Annotated in this window: 16 protein-coding genes; 8 read left to right on the forward strand and 8 right to left on the reverse strand. The window is 58.6% G+C overall.

Annotated elements, in window-relative coordinates:
* Positions 1-77 precede the first annotated feature (77 nt).
* The gene (locus VSP_RS36670) at positions 78-563 is read left to right on the forward strand and encodes a lipocalin family protein (RefSeq protein ID WP_009963359.1); all 486 of its coding nucleotides are present in this window, start codon (positions 78-80) and stop codon (positions 561-563) included.
* A 24-nt stretch (positions 564-587) separates the two neighbouring features.
* Here VSP_RS36670 and VSP_RS21840 read toward each other — a convergent pair whose 3' ends face one another.
* The gene (locus VSP_RS21840) at positions 588-848 is read right to left on the reverse strand and encodes a hypothetical protein (RefSeq protein ID WP_009963361.1); all 261 of its coding nucleotides are present in this window, start codon (positions 846-848) and stop codon (positions 588-590) included.
* 362 nt (positions 849-1,210) lie between these two features.
* On the opposite strand from VSP_RS21840, the gene VSP_RS39805 reads away from it, so the two are divergent.
* Entirely contained in the window at positions 1,211-2,200 is a 990-nt protein-coding gene (locus VSP_RS39805) for an alpha/beta hydrolase (RefSeq protein WP_009963362.1), read from the forward strand.
* 40 nt (positions 2,201-2,240) lie between these two features.
* Here VSP_RS39805 and VSP_RS21850 read toward each other — a convergent pair whose 3' ends face one another.
* Positions 2,241-2,534, reverse strand: coding sequence for a hypothetical protein (locus VSP_RS21850; RefSeq protein ID WP_009963363.1), 294 nt, complete (start codon positions 2,532-2,534; stop codon positions 2,241-2,243).
* Between the two features lie 61 nt (positions 2,535-2,595).
* On the reverse strand, positions 2,596-2,802 hold the full coding sequence (locus VSP_RS21855; RefSeq protein ID WP_009963364.1) for a hypothetical protein: 207 nt from the start codon (positions 2,800-2,802) through the stop codon (positions 2,596-2,598).
* Positions 2,803-2,962: 160 nt separating this feature from the next.
* Between VSP_RS21855 and VSP_RS21860 the strand changes: the two genes are divergently transcribed.
* The 4 genes from VSP_RS21860 to VSP_RS21875 all read left to right on the forward strand — a co-directional run bounded on the left by VSP_RS21860 (position 2,963) and on the right by VSP_RS21875 (position 4,795).
* The gene (locus tag VSP_RS21860; protein WP_009963365.1) at positions 2,963-3,376 is read left to right on the forward strand and encodes a VOC family protein; all 414 of its coding nucleotides are present in this window, start codon (positions 2,963-2,965) and stop codon (positions 3,374-3,376) included.
* A gap of 146 nt (positions 3,377-3,522) precedes the next feature.
* Positions 3,523-3,801 carry a hypothetical protein gene (locus VSP_RS21865; protein ID WP_009963366.1) on the forward strand — a complete coding sequence of 93 codons (279 nt, stop codon included), beginning with the start codon at positions 3,523-3,525 and terminating at the stop codon, positions 3,799-3,801.
* 38 nt (positions 3,802-3,839) lie between these two features.
* Positions 3,840-4,454, forward strand: coding sequence for an ABC transporter permease family protein (locus VSP_RS21870; RefSeq protein ID WP_009963367.1), 615 nt, complete (start codon positions 3,840-3,842; stop codon positions 4,452-4,454).
* A gap of 23 nt (positions 4,455-4,477) precedes the next feature.
* On the forward strand, positions 4,478-4,795 hold the full coding sequence (locus tag VSP_RS21875) for a hypothetical protein (protein WP_156345138.1): 318 nt from the start codon (positions 4,478-4,480) through the stop codon (positions 4,793-4,795).
* A gap of 28 nt (positions 4,796-4,823) precedes the next feature.
* Here VSP_RS21875 and VSP_RS21880 read toward each other — a convergent pair whose 3' ends face one another.
* A complete protein-coding gene (locus VSP_RS21880; RefSeq protein ID WP_009963370.1) occupies positions 4,824-8,582 on the reverse strand; it encodes a PVC-type heme-binding CxxCH protein in 3,759 nt (1,252 codons plus the stop codon).
* A gap of 309 nt (positions 8,583-8,891) precedes the next feature.
* Here VSP_RS21880 and VSP_RS21885 point away from each other — a divergent pair, with 309 nt between their 5' ends.
* Positions 8,892-9,368 carry a S41 family peptidase gene (locus VSP_RS21885; RefSeq protein WP_009963371.1) on the forward strand — a complete coding sequence of 159 codons (477 nt, stop codon included), beginning with the start codon at positions 8,892-8,894 and terminating at the stop codon, positions 9,366-9,368.
* Between the two features lie 138 nt (positions 9,369-9,506).
* Positions 9,507-10,196 carry a S41 family peptidase gene (locus VSP_RS21890; RefSeq protein WP_009963372.1) on the forward strand — a complete coding sequence of 230 codons (690 nt, stop codon included), beginning with the start codon at positions 9,507-9,509 and terminating at the stop codon, positions 10,194-10,196.
* 7 nt (positions 10,197-10,203) lie between these two features.
* On the opposite strand, the gene VSP_RS21895 is transcribed toward VSP_RS21890, so the two are convergent.
* The 4 genes from VSP_RS21895 to VSP_RS39810 form a co-directional block, all read right to left on the reverse strand.
* Entirely contained in the window at positions 10,204-11,160 is a 957-nt protein-coding gene (locus VSP_RS21895) for a DUF502 domain-containing protein (protein ID WP_009963373.1), read from the reverse strand.
* Positions 11,161-11,430: 270 nt separating this feature from the next.
* Complete coding sequence (locus tag VSP_RS21900; protein ID WP_009963374.1) at positions 11,431-13,554, reverse strand: cytochrome c biogenesis protein; 2,124 nt, start codon at positions 13,552-13,554, stop codon at positions 11,431-11,433.
* On the reverse strand, positions 13,551-14,861 hold the full coding sequence (locus tag VSP_RS21905) for a cytochrome c biogenesis ResB family protein (RefSeq protein WP_009963375.1): 1,311 nt from the start codon (positions 14,859-14,861) through the stop codon (positions 13,551-13,553). Before VSP_RS21905 ends, VSP_RS21900 begins: the two co-directional genes overlap by 4 nt.
* A gap of 131 nt (positions 14,862-14,992) precedes the next feature.
* Positions 14,993-15,682, reverse strand: coding sequence for a hypothetical protein (locus VSP_RS39810; RefSeq protein ID WP_156345131.1), 690 nt, complete (start codon positions 15,680-15,682; stop codon positions 14,993-14,995).
* Positions 15,683-15,778 lie beyond the last annotated feature (96 nt).

The following is a 15,778-nucleotide window of genomic DNA, read 5'->3' on the forward strand; positions in this document are numbered from 1 at the left end:
GTTTGTCCCTGGCACTTTCTACGGTTTTGCTCGGTCTAACCGTTACGGCGTGCTCCACCCCACGGTCCACGCCGCCCATGAATCAAACCCCCGCCCACTCGAGTCGCCCCGCCACCGTAAGCAAGGTGGATCTCCCCCGTTACATGGGTGAATGGCGCGTCATTGCCCATGTCCCCTACTTTCTGGAAAAGGGGAAGGTGGATACTTCGGACATCTACAGATTGCGACCTGACGGCCAGATCGACAACATTTTTCAGTTCCGGAAGAAGAACATGGACGCACCTCTACAGCAGTGGAAGGCACGGGCCTGGGTGGTCAACCAACAATCCCAAGCTGAATGGAAACTCCAGTTCATCTGGCCCTTCACCACCACCTACCTCGTGGTGGACCTCGACCCCGACTATCAGTGGTCTGTCGTCACCATCCCGAGCCGCAAACTGATCTGGATCCTGGCGCGGGAGAGGTCCCTGCCACCCGCTACTTATCAGGCGATAGTCGCCCGGTTGAAGACAAAGGGATTCGACACGACAAAACTCGCCCTTGTGCCCCAAGGCCCCGGCTGACACCCATTGCGGGACGCCACTGCCTCAGCGCCACGCTCGCGCCATAAGTGCCAACGCCGGGAAAAGCACTCCGCCAGCCAGCACGATCACATGGATCCAAAACCTAATCGGTTCTGACTTGCGGAAGTAAAGACCCGTATTGGTATCCAGCCGGCCGGTGAGCAGGCCGCACACCAGCGGGACGGCAAAGGCTCCTGACACCCCAACCACAAGGGAGGCCGTGCTCAGCGCCATCGGCGGCAAAAAGAAGGTCCGGTACCAGCAGGCGAACAGTGCAGGTGTCATGCAGCAGCACCACCAAGCCAGAAATCGCCCTCGCGAGCACGCCCGCATGTCAGAACGCCAGTCGCACCCGCATCGCAGAATGCGCTCCCGGGGACTCAGGTGGCTGAGATGGTTGTCGTCGAACAGCTTTCGCATCGCTTGGATTCAGGAACTGATTCGGGGAGTCGGTCGCGATCTTGCCGGATGCCGGGCCTTCACACCAGATTTTTCTTTTGCCTGGGTCTGACCTGAAAAAGTTTGCTGTGCGAAATTTCGACTTCCCTTCTCCTGCGGCGTCCGCTCCAGCATTGACAACTCTCCTGCCTCTTGACCATGGTGGAGCCCAGCCGCCCCGTCGGCACTGCTTTCGCCCCCCTCACTCCATGCGCCCAGACTTTCTCCCCCGCCGTCTTTCCATTTTTACGGCCTGTGCTGCGTTGGCCAGCTTAGGAGTCCTGCCGAACGCTCCTGGCCAGTTGTCTGAGCCCAAGCAGGCACCGTCCCCTTTCCAAAGCACTCCAGCCAAGCCGGTCCAAACGCCCCCCCAACTGGACGTGGTGTATGGCGACACAGCGGACGGACAAAAGCTGCTTCTGGACGTCTTCCAACCTCCTGTCTCTCCCCCCAAAGAAGGGCTCACGGCACAGCCCAGGCTCCGTCCCGCCGTCTTGATGGTGCACGGCGGCGGCTGGGCAGGCGGAAACAAGAAGGAATTTCGCAATCTGGCCCTCCTGATGGCGCAACTCGGCTACGTAACCGTTCCGGTGAGCTACCGCCTTACCACGAACGCGGCCAACACCTGGCCCGCCCAGTTGGACGATGTGCAACTGGCCGTGCGCTGGCTCCGTAGCCACGCCACCCAATATCGTGTCGATCCCAAGAGGATCGGAGCGGTGGGCGTCTCAGCCGGGGGGCAACTGGTAGCCAGCCTGGGTCTGAGAGAGACTCGTGATCCCGCTACCGCCAAATATCCCGACCAATCCAGTCGCGTGGCCTGCGTCGTGGACGTGTGCGGGCCGACAGACCTGGCCGACGACTTCAGTAGCAAAGTCAAGCAGGGTGACTTCGTCAACGACCTCCTCAAGCGGCTCTTGGGAGGGTCCGTTGCTGAGAAATCAAGTCTTGCTGGTGATGCCTCTCCCCTAACCCATGTGGACGCTAGAGCCGTCCCCTTTCTGATCATCCATGGCACGAATGATGACGTCGTCCCCTTCGACCACTCCCGGCGTCTGCATGATGCCCTGACGAAGAATGCCACTCCCGCCAGTATCCTCGCTTTGGAAAACGAAGGACACGTCTTTCAGAACCGGGAAAATCAAAAGAAGTTCATCCAGGAGACCATCGTATTCTTCAATCAGAACCTGATGCCCTGAGGAAACGCATGGCCGGACGGACCTGCGCCCCATCCTATGGCTACAGCTCGGACTCCTGGACCGCTGCTGCGCCCACTGTCAAGTTTCCGCGAGTGTAATAGACCTCTCCACCAGTCCATTGGGAACTGTACCCATCGGACCCAAAGGACGCCCCCGCTCCCACACTCCCATGGATCTCCCCGCGCTCCTTCTCGGGCGGGGCTCCGATCGTGTAGCTTCCTTCGTCTTTGAAGGTGCTATTGCTGGCACAACTGGACAGCAACAGCACCGGTCCAGCGCAGGCAAGCCACACTGCCAGATGAAAAACGGGCCGCACCGTGGACGGGAGTTTCATACAAACCAACCGTAGAGGGGAATGACAGTCTGACAAGGGGCAAGCTGGACCTCACGCTGGCTCACTGCACCGTACCGGTGTACACCCCCACGCTTCCTCCCACGGAGACCTTGTTGCCTTTTGATCCGGTCGCGGCTTTGCCACTCGTGGTATATGAGCCTTCATCTTTGACTTTGGCTGAAGAGGCACACGAGCACAGCGTCCCGAGCAAAAGCCCGGCACTGAGCATGGAGGCAAACAACGGGCGGAGGAGAGGGAGACTGTTCATTTTTGGAGTGAGAGGTTCGTTAACGGGGACCACTTCTGTAGCCCTTCTTGGCATCTCGTTCAAAATTGCCACCACTGGCTGGAGAGACGCGCGCCGCCGGGTATTTGATCGTATTCCCATCACGGAATCATCCCAACAGAAACCCCTGCCCCCTAACCTCATGCTTCCTTCTGCCATCCTGGAAACCGCCCTGAGTGTGGCGGATCTCAATTTATCACGAGAGTTCTATGCCCGGCTGTTTGGCCATCCCATCCTCGCGTCTGATGAGCGCCTCTGCGCCTTCGACGTTCAAGGGAGGCAGGTCCTCCTCCTGTTTCCCAAGGACAGCGATCCAGAAGGCACCACCATGCCGTTTGGCGGGCACATTCCGGCTCACGGGTCCCACGGGCGGTCTCATGTGGGCTTTGCCATCCCGGCAGAGTCACTGGATGAATGGCGTCAGCATCTTCACCATCTGAGCATCACCGTGGAAAGCGAATTCACGTGGCCTCGCGGTGGCAGAAGCCTCTATTTCCGTGATCCCGACGGTCACCTGCTTGAGCTTCTCACCCCTGGTGTCTGGCCCACTTACTAAGAGTGCAACGGTCCCGGAAGCGGAAAGAGCTACCGAGAAAATTTCAGTCAGAAATTTTACCCCATGTCATTCCCATCTTGCCTTCTTCCGGCTCCTGCCTAATGAGCTCTTATTCAACACAACACCAAGATTAACAAAGTTCATTCATGAGCGTAAATTTCGCCCCCATCCGCCTGGTCATTCTCGTCGTTTGCGTATTGGTCTTTTACTATGGGGGGGCTTTCACACTCCCGGCAAATGCAGAGTGGATCCGCACGGCCATCGTCTTCGGACTGGGCGCAATCGCCGTCTCCGTCATTGACCACCGCATCGGCCTTATGGAGCCGGTCAATATTCGCTGGATCTACATCCTTCTCGGCGTCGTGCTCATGGCCGTCTCCCTGTGGTGGATCCAGCAGATGAAGGCTGTTGCCGAGGCGGCCTGACAGTCTGCGTCGAAGTTTTTGTTGCATCTATCACTCGGATGCAACACTCGGATGGGCATATGGTCACCCGATACAACACTTTCCAGATTCTCGCAGGCATTGGCAGTTCTGCAGGCAGCCTCATCGGCTACGGAGCCGCGTGGTTGTTTTTCCGATACATGCCAGCCTTCGTGGCCCACGGGTTTAGCATTCAGCTCCCCGCCCTGGCATTTGATGCTCTGGCCATCGTGATTTTAATCGTTATCACACTGGCTGGGTACCAACAGTGGAAGAAGCGAGGAGGATTCTATGGCTATCACGAGTCCAGTCTCTACCATGATCTGGGTGAAGACACCGCTGGCGCACTGGTGGTGGACTTCTATGCTCACCGGATGACAGGGCCCGCCTACGTGCTCAGCCAGTTGTTCCTGGCAGGCCCCTTGCTCGCTCTTAGGGCCATCACTCATTTTCGAAATCTCATTCCAGCACAGCCGGACCTCAATGAACGATTGGGAGCAGTGCTGGAGCGACTTCGTAAGGCCAACAAGTGGCAGGGCCTGCCCGATCATCCGGACGCACGGCAGGAGATCCTACTACTGGCAAAGATGGATCTGATTGATTTCAGCGTCGCCAAAGGAAGCCCGAGGTTCAAGGCGGAACCTGAGAGCGCCTGACACGCCAGTGACACCCTCTCTCCATGAGCTTCACCCTCGCTCCATTCCGAATGCTGATCCTATTGATCTGTCTCGGGGCGTTCTACGCGTTCGGAGGCTTCGACAGTCCTGTTGTGTCAGAGGATGCCTATCAAGCTCCCGCCAAGGTAAAGCAAGCATGGTTCAAATGCGTGCTGATGTTTGTGGCCGGAGCCGTCAGTGTCTCGTTGGTTGATCACCATGTGGGCCTCTTTGAGCCCACCAATCTCCGGATCCTCTACGTGATCATTGGGCTCGCCCTCATGGTTGGAGCAAGTCTGTGGCTCAATGCGCTCAAAACCGCCGTGGCTGGCGGCGGCTGAGCAAATGTTCACACAGAACTGCCGCTCTTCACTTCCCCTCGCCTTTCAGGAAGGCCAGCAGGTCCGCCATCTGTTCCTTGCTGATTCCGCCTTCCAATCCTACAGGCATGAGTGAAGCATCAAGGCTCTTCATCTTGCTGATCGACCCACGCGGCAGCACCTCGGTAATGCCGCCCGCCATCTTGACGGTCACCGCATCCGCCGATTCTGAGGCAATCAGCCCCGACACAATGCGCCCCTCGCGGGTGTCGATTTGATAGGCACTCCAGCGGGCCTCCACCATCCGGTTGGGATCCAGGATATCACTGAGAAGCGCCTCTTTCTCCTTCAGCTTCACGTCCGTGATGTCTGGGCCAACGTCCATGCCCTCCCCCTTCACCTTGTGGCAGACCATGCAAACCGTCATGAAAACGATCTTGCCCTTCGCAGCATCGCCCTGCATGGAGATGCAGTCTTTGTAACTCGCGATCACAGCTGCACGATCTTCACTTGGACGGCCAAACAACCGCTCAGCAAGTTCACGCAACGGCTTGCTGCCCGTGTGCAGGTAACGCCAGCGGGTTTCTGCGTCCACAAGACCCTTGGAGACCTCACCACGCTCGATGCGCTCAAAGAAGTCCTGCACCGTCTTGCCATTGCCGGTCAGCATGGCCACCACTTCACGCTTTGCCGTCGGCCCCAGTCTGGGCAGCAGCTCATAGAGCAGCGTTGAAATCTTCTGTGCACCATATTTCTTGAGCACGGGCAGGGCTGCCGTACGGACCGCCTCCGGCTGTCCCTCAGCCAGCAGCATTCGCAGCACCGGCTCGGCTTTGTCCCAGGATCTCTGCGCAAGCAATGGCAACACCGCCAGACGCTGCTCCACAGGCGCAGTGCCATCCACCATCACGCGATCCACTTCAGAGAGAAGCGCATTGATCTCCTTCGCTGCGGCTTGGTACGGAGCAGGTGCCTTGGCAGCCAGTTCCGCGAGTGTACCGACTCCCAACTTCCTGCCCGACTTAGGCAGCCCTTCTGAAAGCCCCTGCAAGACCGCCGGCTTCCACCAAAGCAACTTGCCCGGCTCCTTGTTGAGGACCGCGAGCGAGGCTGCAAAATCATCTGCCGACGCGTCTGCTGCCGATGCCGATGCGAGAGCCCGAATGAAGTCAGCGCTTTCCACGGAGTACGAAGCGGCCAAGTGCCCCCTCAGCACCTCAGACAAGACCTTTCCTGCTTCGTCTTTTGAACTCGCCAGCACCGCACGGTTGATCCAAACGTCTCCGGCAAACCGGGCTGCATCAGCAGCCCGCGCTCCAAAACTCTGTCCGCCCATCAGGATCTGCATGAAGGCTGCCCGGGCATCCACCTCAACACGATTCATCGCTTCAGGTGCCAAGGTGACCTCATCGATCATCGGCACAATGAAGGCGGACGACACCTCTTGCAGTCGGGGACTGGCCTTTTCGTCCAGGTGCAAGGCGTTCTGCATGGCTCCACTGCCACTGTCCGACGCAGGCACGCCCAAGCCATGGGCACGCGATGACAGTGACACCTCGTTTATGGCCAGGACGTGCAGACGGAACAGCTCCGTGGGTTGCTGCTTGGCCACCGCGTCCCAATACCCCTTCAGGTCCTCCGTTTTCTTTTCAAGCAGCACCCGCTGAGCCGTCTCCCGCTGCCAGGCATTTTCATGCGCCAGCCAGGCCACGAGCCCTGCAACGTCAGTCGGAGCAGCAGTGATCTTGCGGAGCTTGCCTTTTGCCCCCTTGGGCACCACCCGCCAGATCCGGCCTTCGTTCTCACCTTGCCTCATGTCATGCGTCTTTGTGAACTCCTCCGGGAAGAACCGTGCATGATCGATGTAGCGGCGGTAGATGTCGCACACATACATCGCGCCATCCGGCCCGGTCGTCACGTTGACCGGCCGACACCACTCGTCGCGGCTCCGGAAGAACTCCGTGTGTTCTCCTACTCGCGTCGCCTTGAAACTGGCTCCTTTGGGCTCAGGATGATAACGCACCATCAACTGCCCGGTCGGATCCGGCACAAAGATCTCGCCTCGCAATTCCGGCATCAAATCACCGCGATACACTCCCAGCCCGCACGCGGCAGTATGCGTCCCCGCATGTGCATCCGCCGTGGTGTGTGACAGCATCAACGGATACACCCGCGTCTCCGCCCCGAAAGGCCCCACATCCTCCGCGCCACTTGAGATGCCCGCGTTTGGATTGCGCATCACCGCCTCATAGGGCATGACCGCAAACATTACCGGATTCCGGTTAGAGCAGAAAAAATGACGCCCCCAGTCATCAAAGGAAGCTCCAAACTGCCCGTACCCAGATGTTGGTTTGAGCCGACCCGTCACAGGATTCCACTTCAAGTTAGTGCGGGTGAAGTTCAGCTTGCTCTCTGGAGACTCGGCCGGGTAGATCTCCTTGGTATCAAGACCGTTGTTGAAATAGAGATTCCCATCCAATCCCCAGCGGGGCGAGGAAACTTGCAACTGTGAATGGTTGGGGTTGAACCCCTCCACCAACGGCTTGCGCTCGTCGGCCACGCCATCGCCGTTCGTATCACGGAGGAAAAGAATCTGTGTACGGGTCGTCGCGATGAGCCCGTCCCGGCAGGGCGCAAGCCCTTGCACATGATCCATCTCCGGCGCGAAGGTCACCGCCCGGTCATACGTGCCGTCCCCATCATCATCGTAGAGGCATTGGATTCTCGACAACGGTGGTTTTCCCGGTCCTGCGCCCAGGGGATAGTCGATCATGTCCGCCACAAACATCCGGCCTTGGGCATCCCAGCACACTTCCACGGGATCTCTGACCAAAGGCTCAGCCGCGACCAACTCCACCTCATAGGAACCATCAAGCTCAATGGACTTGCGGGTCTCTTCAGGCGACCAGGCGCTCTCCCGGCTCTTTCTCACCGGGACATTGGTGCCACCTGATGCCGAGGCGGGATTCCAAGTTTCCTTGAACTTGCCCAGAGGATGAAGCTCAAAACGTCGCACCAGCATCTCCGCCCCCTCCGTCTGCAGGCAGATCCGCCCCTCAGCAGGCTTGCACTCCAGCGCCTCATTCACCTCCACGCCGTTCACATAGTAGGTCAACTTGTCCCCCTCGGCGACCACCTCCATCCGGGTCCATTCATGGAACTTGGACTGTACATCGTTTTTCCCATAGAATCCCGCCTTGTCTGCCCAGTCCGGGTCGCGCTTCGCCCAGTTCAGCCGCTTCGGTTTTCCGTCGGTGCCCATGGGCAGCTTCTCTGAACCTCGCTGCCAGACCAGCTCTCCATCGCGATCTTTGACAAACTCACCAGTCATCGTGGTGGGCACCGGCGTGCCGTCTTCAGTCTTGCCGGGAAGCACCAGGATGTCACCCGTGCCACCCTCGATGATCTGGGCCTCTATGCTCGCCAGCCAGGTGCCGCCCACCGAACCTTCGGGTCCATGCCCATGCACCAGCACCCCGTTGTCGCGCGCCTTGTTTTCCCTCGAACCCATGGTCGGCCCTGGAAACTTGTACTCTATCACCAGGTGATAGTCCTTGTAGTCCGCCTTGGTGGCCAGATAACCAAAGCCGCGGCCGCTAATTTTGAGTTGCCCTTCCTCGCCGAACGTCCAGATCTGCTCCGGAGAGTCCTTGAGCGTCTGCTTCTGACTGACGAAGTAAGTCACCCCTGCGGACTTGATGGACTGCAGGAGATCCACTTTGGCCGTGGGCACCTCCGCTCCGTGAAGCAACGGACTTAGGGGGGTCAAGGCAATCAAGCACGCGGCTGGAAAATGACGGAAGATCATGGCGGCAGGAATACGCATCATGCGACAAGAGTATTACTATTTCCGCTACAAGGTGCTCGCCGGCTCCCCTCACCGCAAGCCATTTAAGCCCCGCATCCCTCTATTTACAAGGAATCAGGCATATTAGTACCAGTCCCAACGCCTCCCCCACCCCCGCAAGAATATCACCCAACATGATCTTTTTATAACACCACCCCTCACCCCCTTCCTGACTCTCTCACTGGCCCACGCTATGCACAGCATCCTCTCAAGCGTTTGATGATGGTATGGTGCCCCCCCGGCCCTCCCACACTTCAAGCTCCAACCCCCATGCATTCGCCCTTCGTCACTTTGCTTTTCATGGGCACTCTGGGCTGGCTGTCCACGGCCCCCTTGATACCCGCCCAGGCAACCGGCGACCTCCCTTCTGATGTCGCGTTTCTGCTGGACCAGTTCAAAATGCAGGCCGCACCGCTGCTAAACAGCAAGAAGATCGACTGGAAAATTGTGCGTACCGAATTCACTGCCGCGGCCCCCGATGCAAAAACAGACCATGATCAATATCAGTTGGTATCTCGACTCCTCAGCCGCCTCCAAGATGGCCACGCGACGATCACCCATTCCACGATCAAGGCTGACGACCTCTCAAAGGGAAGACGCAACACCGGACCTCGCGTACACCTCGCGGTGAGCAACGACACCATACTCGTAAGGGCTGCGTTCAAGGATGCGGAACAGGCTGGCCTCAAACCTGGACAGCGGGTTAACCGCATCGACGGGAAGTCCGCGCTCGACTGGCTCAAATAGCAAACTCAGGCCCTGCAAAACCGTGGATCCAGCTTCTCAACTCCCCAGCAGGCGCTCTACGCCGCGTGTCATTGGGGACTGGCGGACTGGGAAGGCACCGAGATCACTTTCGAAGTCACCACCGCTGCTGGCGAAGAATTGACCGTCAAACGTCAACGCAATGGCGGCCCAAACTTCGTCCCCATCGGTCCCATCTTCCCGCCAGAAAATCTACAGAGCGTAGGACGCCAGAGCTACGGTCGGACCGCAGACGGTAACGGCTACATCCACCTGCGCGACATCCCAGGAGACCTCCCCCAGCAACTCGATCAGATTTTGAAAACCCTTGGAGACATCCCCGGCCTCATTCTGGACATGCGCGCCAATGGCGGCGGGGGCTGCGATCACGAGGCCGTGTTCGGGCGGTTTCTCGCCATCGGCCCATCGCTCGGTCAGCACCGCGGCCTTTCCGGGAACTCCTGTACGGGCCCCATGGTGGTCATCATCGATGCTGGCGTTCGCTCCGCGGGCGAGACCATTGCTGGCATGTTCAAAGAAGACGTCCGAGCCTACCTGATCGGCGACACTCCCACCGCTGGAACTTCCTCCCAAAAACAAAAGATCACCACCCCCAGTGGAAAATTCACCGTCCGATTCTCCGTCAGAAGCAACATGCAGCGCTTCAACGGTGGACGCGGGATCGAAGGCATCGGCATTCCCCCTCATGAACTGGTGCCAACCAACGCGGTTGATCTCACGCAGCGGGAAGACACAAAGATCAAGCGGGCGACGGCACTCTTGAAATCCGGATTCCCGCAGGGCACCGTGAAATACAACACCACCCGTTAAGATTCAATCATAGCTTCCCATTCCCCCCAGAGGCCAAAGCAGCCCCTTTGAGAGTGAAGGAAGTCGCTGACTCCTTTTCACCACCTGCTCCGCTCGCGGCTTTTGCCGCGGGGACAGTCTTCGCCAACGGCTCCCCTTCCTCCCGTAGCAACTCCTCATCCGCCTTCGGCAGATGCACGAAATCACTTTCCGGCACAGGGACCGGCTCACTGGTGGCCACAGCCTTGGATTTCCCTTTGCTTCGCACCTTCCCTGCCGCAGCGGTGGCGGCTTCAGCACGTTTTTCCTCTTCCGTTTTCGGGCTGATCAGACCGCCGGAGACGATCAGTTTCATGGCCTCCTCAACGGTCAATGGGGCATCTTCCAAACGACTCGTCTCCGTAACGATCACAAGGCCCGTCATGGGACTGAGGGCGGCAGGGAGCAGCACGGCACTCATGCCCGCACCTGACTTGGGATCAATATACTGACCGGTCACAAAGCCAAGCATCTTCAAGCCCGGGGAGGGGTAGTCCACGTACACCACCCGCTTGAAGCTTTTGACCCCTCCAAACCCCTTGAACGAGTCCATGACTTGTTTCATGAACTTGTAGATGAAGGCGACCAGTGGGATGCGCAGGAGGAACTTCTCCAGCGCGGAAACCACCCTGACCCCCAGGACGTTCGTCGCCATGACACCCAAGGCCACGAGGAACACGATGGGGATCAGGAATCCCAGGAAATTCATGAACTGCAGCAAGCGGGGATCGTGGGTGTCAATCATCCACGCCACCGGCACCGCCTGATTATAGATGGCGGCGAAGAACTCCAGCAACGGAATGCTCACCTGCTTCAGGGTCGCATACACGATCTGAAGAATCCAGAAGGTCACCACCAGCGGAGTCACCAGCGCCAGCCCGGCCAGGAACTTGTTGCGCACCCAGATGATTGGGTGTCGCAGAGGTGGAGGTGTGGGCTCAGCCATGGCAGGGTTATTTTTCGGTGCAGAAGAGTTGTCAGTTACGGGCACGGACAAAGAGAACGACAGCAGCAATACGGGGCGGGTTCAATCTCTCCGTGCACGATTTTGCGGCATTCTTCGAGCCCGACTCAGGGATTGCATTCACACAGGCGCCGAGAACCCGGCCGTGAAAACAGCGCGTTAACCTATGATGCCCAGAGAATTGCAACAAGGTCACCCCTCTCCCGGGCGCTCCGGCATCGTAGAACGATGCCGGTTCTGTGCCCCTGCTTTTTATCCCTTCACCATCTCGGTAGGCAGCGCCGCCCCTTCCTCCCGCTTGTCCGACTTGTCCGACTTGTCCAGAAAATGCAAGATCACTGCATAAACTAGGAAAGCCGATTGCAGAGCCCAGAAGCGGTAGAGCCAAGTCCAGACGCCATCCGTGAATCCGTACGCATGCAGCCCCACTCCAAGCTGATTGGTGCCAAACCAGGAAAACGCCACGATCATCCCCAAGACGATGTTCGAAGCATGGAAACCGACTTCCCGGATATAGCCACCGAGGCGTGCGTGCAGAATGATCAGATTCATGAGCACGATCATGAGCGCTCCGTTCTCCTTGGGATCCCATCCCCAGAAGCGACCCCATGAGTAGTTGGCCCAGATGCCTCCCAACACCGTGCCCACCAGGGAAAGGAACAGGCCGGCCATTACAAAGGCGTAGGCCATGCGGCTGATGTCCTTGGAAGTCTCGTCCTTGTGCTTGGCGATGCCAAAGAGTCGCATCACGAAGTAGATCATCGAAAAGATGGCGGCCACCATGCCAGCTGCGTAGCCGAGGTTGATACAGGGCACATGTGTGGACAGCCAGAAGTTCGTGATCAACACCGCCTGCAGTTCCTGAAGCGTGTCAGCGCCGTCCATTTCCATGAATCGCAGGGAGAGGAAGAGTCCAGACATCCCCGCCAGACAGGCCACCGCCAGCCCGAGCCCCTTGGCCCGACGACCAAACCCCTCCATCAGCAGTCCCAGCCAGACGGATGAAACCGCGATGAACAAGATGGTCTCATAGAGTGTCGTGATAGGAGGCCGCTCCATGATCAGGCAGCGGACCACAATCCCCGTGGTCCCGTAGCCCGCGCCAGCAAGCATGAGCAGCCAGCACAGGGCGCGTACAATCCTGCCCCAGAGAGCCTCCGGCGCCACCCAGCTCAATCCCAGCGCAATCGTACCCGCCACAAAGAGGATAAGCGCATAGTAAAAGTAGTCCTTCTGGTGGTACTTCAGCTCCATCGCAATGTGACCGCTCTCCCCACGTTCCGCGGCAGATTTCACCACATGATTGTGAAACGCCTCCAGGCTGTTTTTGAACTTGGCCACATCCATCCGGCTCCGGTAAATGTTCTCATATTCAGCCAGCAGCTTGAGTTCATCCGCCTTGGCCGCGGTTCCTTCGATGGCCGTCTGCAGCACAGAACCCGGCCCGTACCAGATCTCCACCTTTTGGTCGTCAGGCGGAAAGATGCGGAGCACCGTTTCCGAATTGCCACTCATCAGCGCGCCCAACACAGCGCGAAAATACTCGCGCAGCCAAGGATTGTTCATAGGTGCCGCCGCTTCCGGGTGCGCCTGTAGATGCGCCTGAATTTTGGGAACCAAGGCTGCGACACTCACTTTCCCACTCTCGCCTGCTGCGAGGATGTCGGTCGGCACCGTGGCGGCCAGACCGCCAAACGGATCGCGGGCAAAGTCGAAATGCCCCATGATCATTTCGTAGTCGAGGAAATCCATCGCCAGCTTGCCGAGCGCCCGCTGCACCGGGTTGCGGTTCTTGGAGTCCACCTCGCGGATCTCCTGCATCTTTTTCATCAGGTTCGACCGGCCTGACACCAGCTCGTTGTAAGAGTAGCGATCCCGCTTGTTCTTGGCTTTAACGCCGATCTCAATGATCGCATCCGAGTTGTCCACGATGAAGACCCGCAGATCCTTCGCAATGTCCGGGCGGAACCAGGTGAGAGCCAGCCATTCGGTGGCACTCAATTTGTAGGGCTTGCCCTTGGCATTGAGCAACTCCTTGCCCGTGACCGGATCGGTGAGCGGCTTGCCAGAGGACTTTGCATCCTCCGTCACTGGGATGGACTGCCGCCCGCTGAAGCGCAGCAAGCGAAAGCGCGCGATCGTATCCAACGGCTTGATTCGCCCAGACTCCTGGGCCGGCAAGCCAGCCAGCAGAGCAACGACTTCCGGGTCCAACACCGTCGCCAGATCCGCCATCTGCGGAGCCGCCGGAAGCTGGACTTTTTCTGCCGGTGCCGGCACAGGCGCTGCGGGCGCAGGCGCGGGATCTTGCGCCACCAACGCGGTCGCAGGCACCACTGCGGCAAGAAACAGGCTGAGGAAAGAACGAACAATCATGGCGTGGCAGGGTTGGTGGTGCTGGCGCTGGAGGAGGCCTCCGGCTGGAAAGCTTTGGTGGAACGGGAAGCAGGTTTACGGAGGAAGCGGACCAGTTGGGCAATCATGTGACCAAGCATGCCAGCCATCGTCGCGAGCATGGCGTAGAGCGGCCAGTGATCAGAGGGGTTGTTCACCACCTGCAGCGTGGAAGACTCCACCATGGCGCCTCCCCGCTCGCCCACATCGAATGCCGACTGGAACAAGGCAAACCCCTCATCGCGCAGCGGTTCATTCATGGTGATGATCTTCTTCTCTTCGTTCTCACCGGTGATCTTGGTGATCACACTGGTAAACTTGCGCGCGCGCTCCGTACCAGGGTGGACTTCGCGCTGAAAGTCATCCAAGCGCACGGAGAACGGCAGCTTGTAGGTCTTTCTTGTAAGGGAGATGCCATAGACCTCGTCCCCCACCTTCACAGAGAAGGGGGCAGCCGCGAAGCGCCACAGGATACCTTTCACAGCCTCCCCACCCTTCTTGGGGGTGACCTTCACATACGCACCGTCAGCATTGCGCTCCTGTTCGAGCTCCTCTTTGAGGGTCTGCAGGAAATATCCGTCCGCCACCTCCCGGCTGGTTGAGGAACCTGCCGCCTTTTTGGGGGCAGAGTTCACCTCGTAGTTCATGACCATCAGGTCGAAAGGAAGATCCTTGTTCACGAAAGTGCGGGCCTTGCCACCCGTCAGATCCTGAAACTGACGTCCGGGAATCACCATCGCCGTCCTCTTCCCATCCTTTGAGACGGGTTCCAGACGCTCGATCTCAATCACCACATCGTGAAAGCTCTGAAACTCATCCGCCACCTGTCCTTCAGCCAGTCGCACCGCTCCCTCTTTCTTGAAGACGAAGGAGACAAGCCCCGCCACCAGCATGAACACAATGGAACCGTGAGTGACGATGACCCCAAACGTGCGGCCTGTCTTGCGAATACGAATGAGCCCCCCAAGGACCATGTTCACGGTCAGGACCGCCATGAGGGTCATGCCGCCTGGAATCAGCACCGGCAGGTTCCAGTTGCCCTGATAGTGGACGTGCATGGCGCGGAGGCAACAGGCCAGATCCACGCTCGTGATCACAAAGGAATCGAAGTACTTCCTCACACTGTCATACAGGCCATGCTCCACCTGTTCCAGAGTCCCAAGGAAGGTGATCAGGAGCAGAAACACCAGCACCACTGTCGCCAGACCAAAAGAGGCGAAGAAGTGATAGAGCTTCACGTGGAGCGGCACGGCAGATCGTGGCGGCGGAGTGGGCTTGACGGCAGGCATTGACGGGAAAGAGTTGCGGTTCGCAGTAAAAATTGAGAGGTGGATCCGGAGTGATGGCTTCCGCTCCGCTGAGGCTGATTTCGGATTTAGATCAGAACTTTTTCCATGAACCCAGGCAGGCGCTCATGAGATTATCGTTTCAGGCTGATGGAGCTCGCAAACTGGTCGAAAGCGGCCTCATTCTTGACAACAAGGTCTTTTGGACCCGTGAGTTTGACAAAAAGCGTGAACTCGGGGGCTTCCTGGACCAGCCCGAGCATACGAAAGCCGGTGGCGGCGGCTTCTGCACCCACCCCTTTGAAATCACCATCGAACGCCACAAAGGTGGCATCCCGACCCACAAAGGTCTTTTTGGGAAGCGCGGCCAGTTCCGCTTCCGAGTAGGGCGGCAGCCCCATTTGGGTCCGCCAGCGATTGACGTTCGCCGCAAGACCGCCCGCCTGGCCCGGCATGATCGAGAGATAGCACTCCCCTTCCTGATTGGGTCCGAATCTCAGATCGATCAGCCGCATGCCGCCACCGGATCCCGCAGGTGCCTCCGTCCAGCCTTCCGGAGTGATCCATGCGAGCGGATTCTCAGCGGGTGGCTGTGCTTGTTGGGTGTCGAAGAACCTCTCGGCACTGGTCGCTTCCGCCTTGGGCATGATGGCATGCTCAGAAATCACACGAGACTCTTTGATCTCCATGCTCTCTGTCAGGCGCTCACAAGAGCTCAGCAACAGCCCTGCGCTGATCCCCATAGACATCCCCATGCCGGTCAATACCGACCCTCTGGATTGCTGGACATTGCGTCCAGGCTCGCGGCCGGTCACTTTCGTCATGCTGAAAAAACGGTTCATCCTCTTCTTCCTTAGGCTGGCTCCCGCCCGGGCATCAAGCCGTGAGTGGTCATTTCGTGACGGGAGACAAGGTGGATA

Origin of the sequence: Verrucomicrobium spinosum DSM 4136 = JCM 18804, assembly GCF_000172155.1 — a bacterium.
In the GTDB taxonomy this organism is placed as follows: domain Bacteria; phylum Verrucomicrobiota; class Verrucomicrobiia; order Verrucomicrobiales; family Verrucomicrobiaceae; genus Verrucomicrobium; species Verrucomicrobium spinosum.

Coding starts and splice junctions, on each gene's coding strand:
- VSP_RS21880 (WP_009963370.1), bottom strand. CDS start 8,582: ATGATCTTCCGTCATTTTCCAGCCGCGTGCTTGATTGCCTTGACCCCC.
- VSP_RS21860 (WP_009963365.1), top strand. CDS start 2,963: ATGCTTCCTTCTGCCATCCTGGAAACCGCCCTGAGTGTGGCGGATCTC.
- VSP_RS21900 (WP_009963374.1), bottom strand. CDS start 13,554: ATGATTGTTCGTTCTTTCCTCAGCCTGTTTCTTGCCGCAGTGGTGCCT.
- VSP_RS21865 (WP_009963366.1), top strand. CDS start 3,523: ATGAGCGTAAATTTCGCCCCCATCCGCCTGGTCATTCTCGTCGTTTGC.
- VSP_RS21875 (WP_156345138.1), top strand. CDS start 4,478: ATGAGCTTCACCCTCGCTCCATTCCGAATGCTGATCCTATTGATCTGT.
- VSP_RS21870 (WP_009963367.1), top strand. CDS start 3,840: ATGCAACACTCGGATGGGCATATGGTCACCCGATACAACACTTTCCAG.
- VSP_RS21840 (WP_009963361.1), bottom strand. CDS start 848: ATGACACCTGCACTGTTCGCCTGCTGGTACCGGACCTTCTTTTTGCCG.
- VSP_RS21855 (WP_009963364.1), bottom strand. CDS start 2,802: ATGAACAGTCTCCCTCTCCTCCGCCCGTTGTTTGCCTCCATGCTCAGT.
- VSP_RS36670 (WP_009963359.1), top strand. CDS start 78: ATGAATCAAACCCCCGCCCACTCGAGTCGCCCCGCCACCGTAAGCAAG.
- VSP_RS21885 (WP_009963371.1), top strand. CDS start 8,892: ATGCATTCGCCCTTCGTCACTTTGCTTTTCATGGGCACTCTGGGCTGG.
- VSP_RS21905 (WP_009963375.1), bottom strand. CDS start 14,861: ATGCCTGCCGTCAAGCCCACTCCGCCGCCACGATCTGCCGTGCCGCTC.
- VSP_RS39805 (WP_009963362.1), top strand. CDS start 1,211: ATGCGCCCAGACTTTCTCCCCCGCCGTCTTTCCATTTTTACGGCCTGT.
- VSP_RS21895 (WP_009963373.1), bottom strand. CDS start 11,160: ATGGCTGAGCCCACACCTCCACCTCTGCGACACCCAATCATCTGGGTG.
- VSP_RS39810 (WP_156345131.1), bottom strand. CDS start 15,682: ATGACGAAAGTGACCGGCCGCGAGCCTGGACGCAATGTCCAGCAATCC.
- VSP_RS21850 (WP_009963363.1), bottom strand. CDS start 2,534: ATGAAACTCCCGTCCACGGTGCGGCCCGTTTTTCATCTGGCAGTGTGG.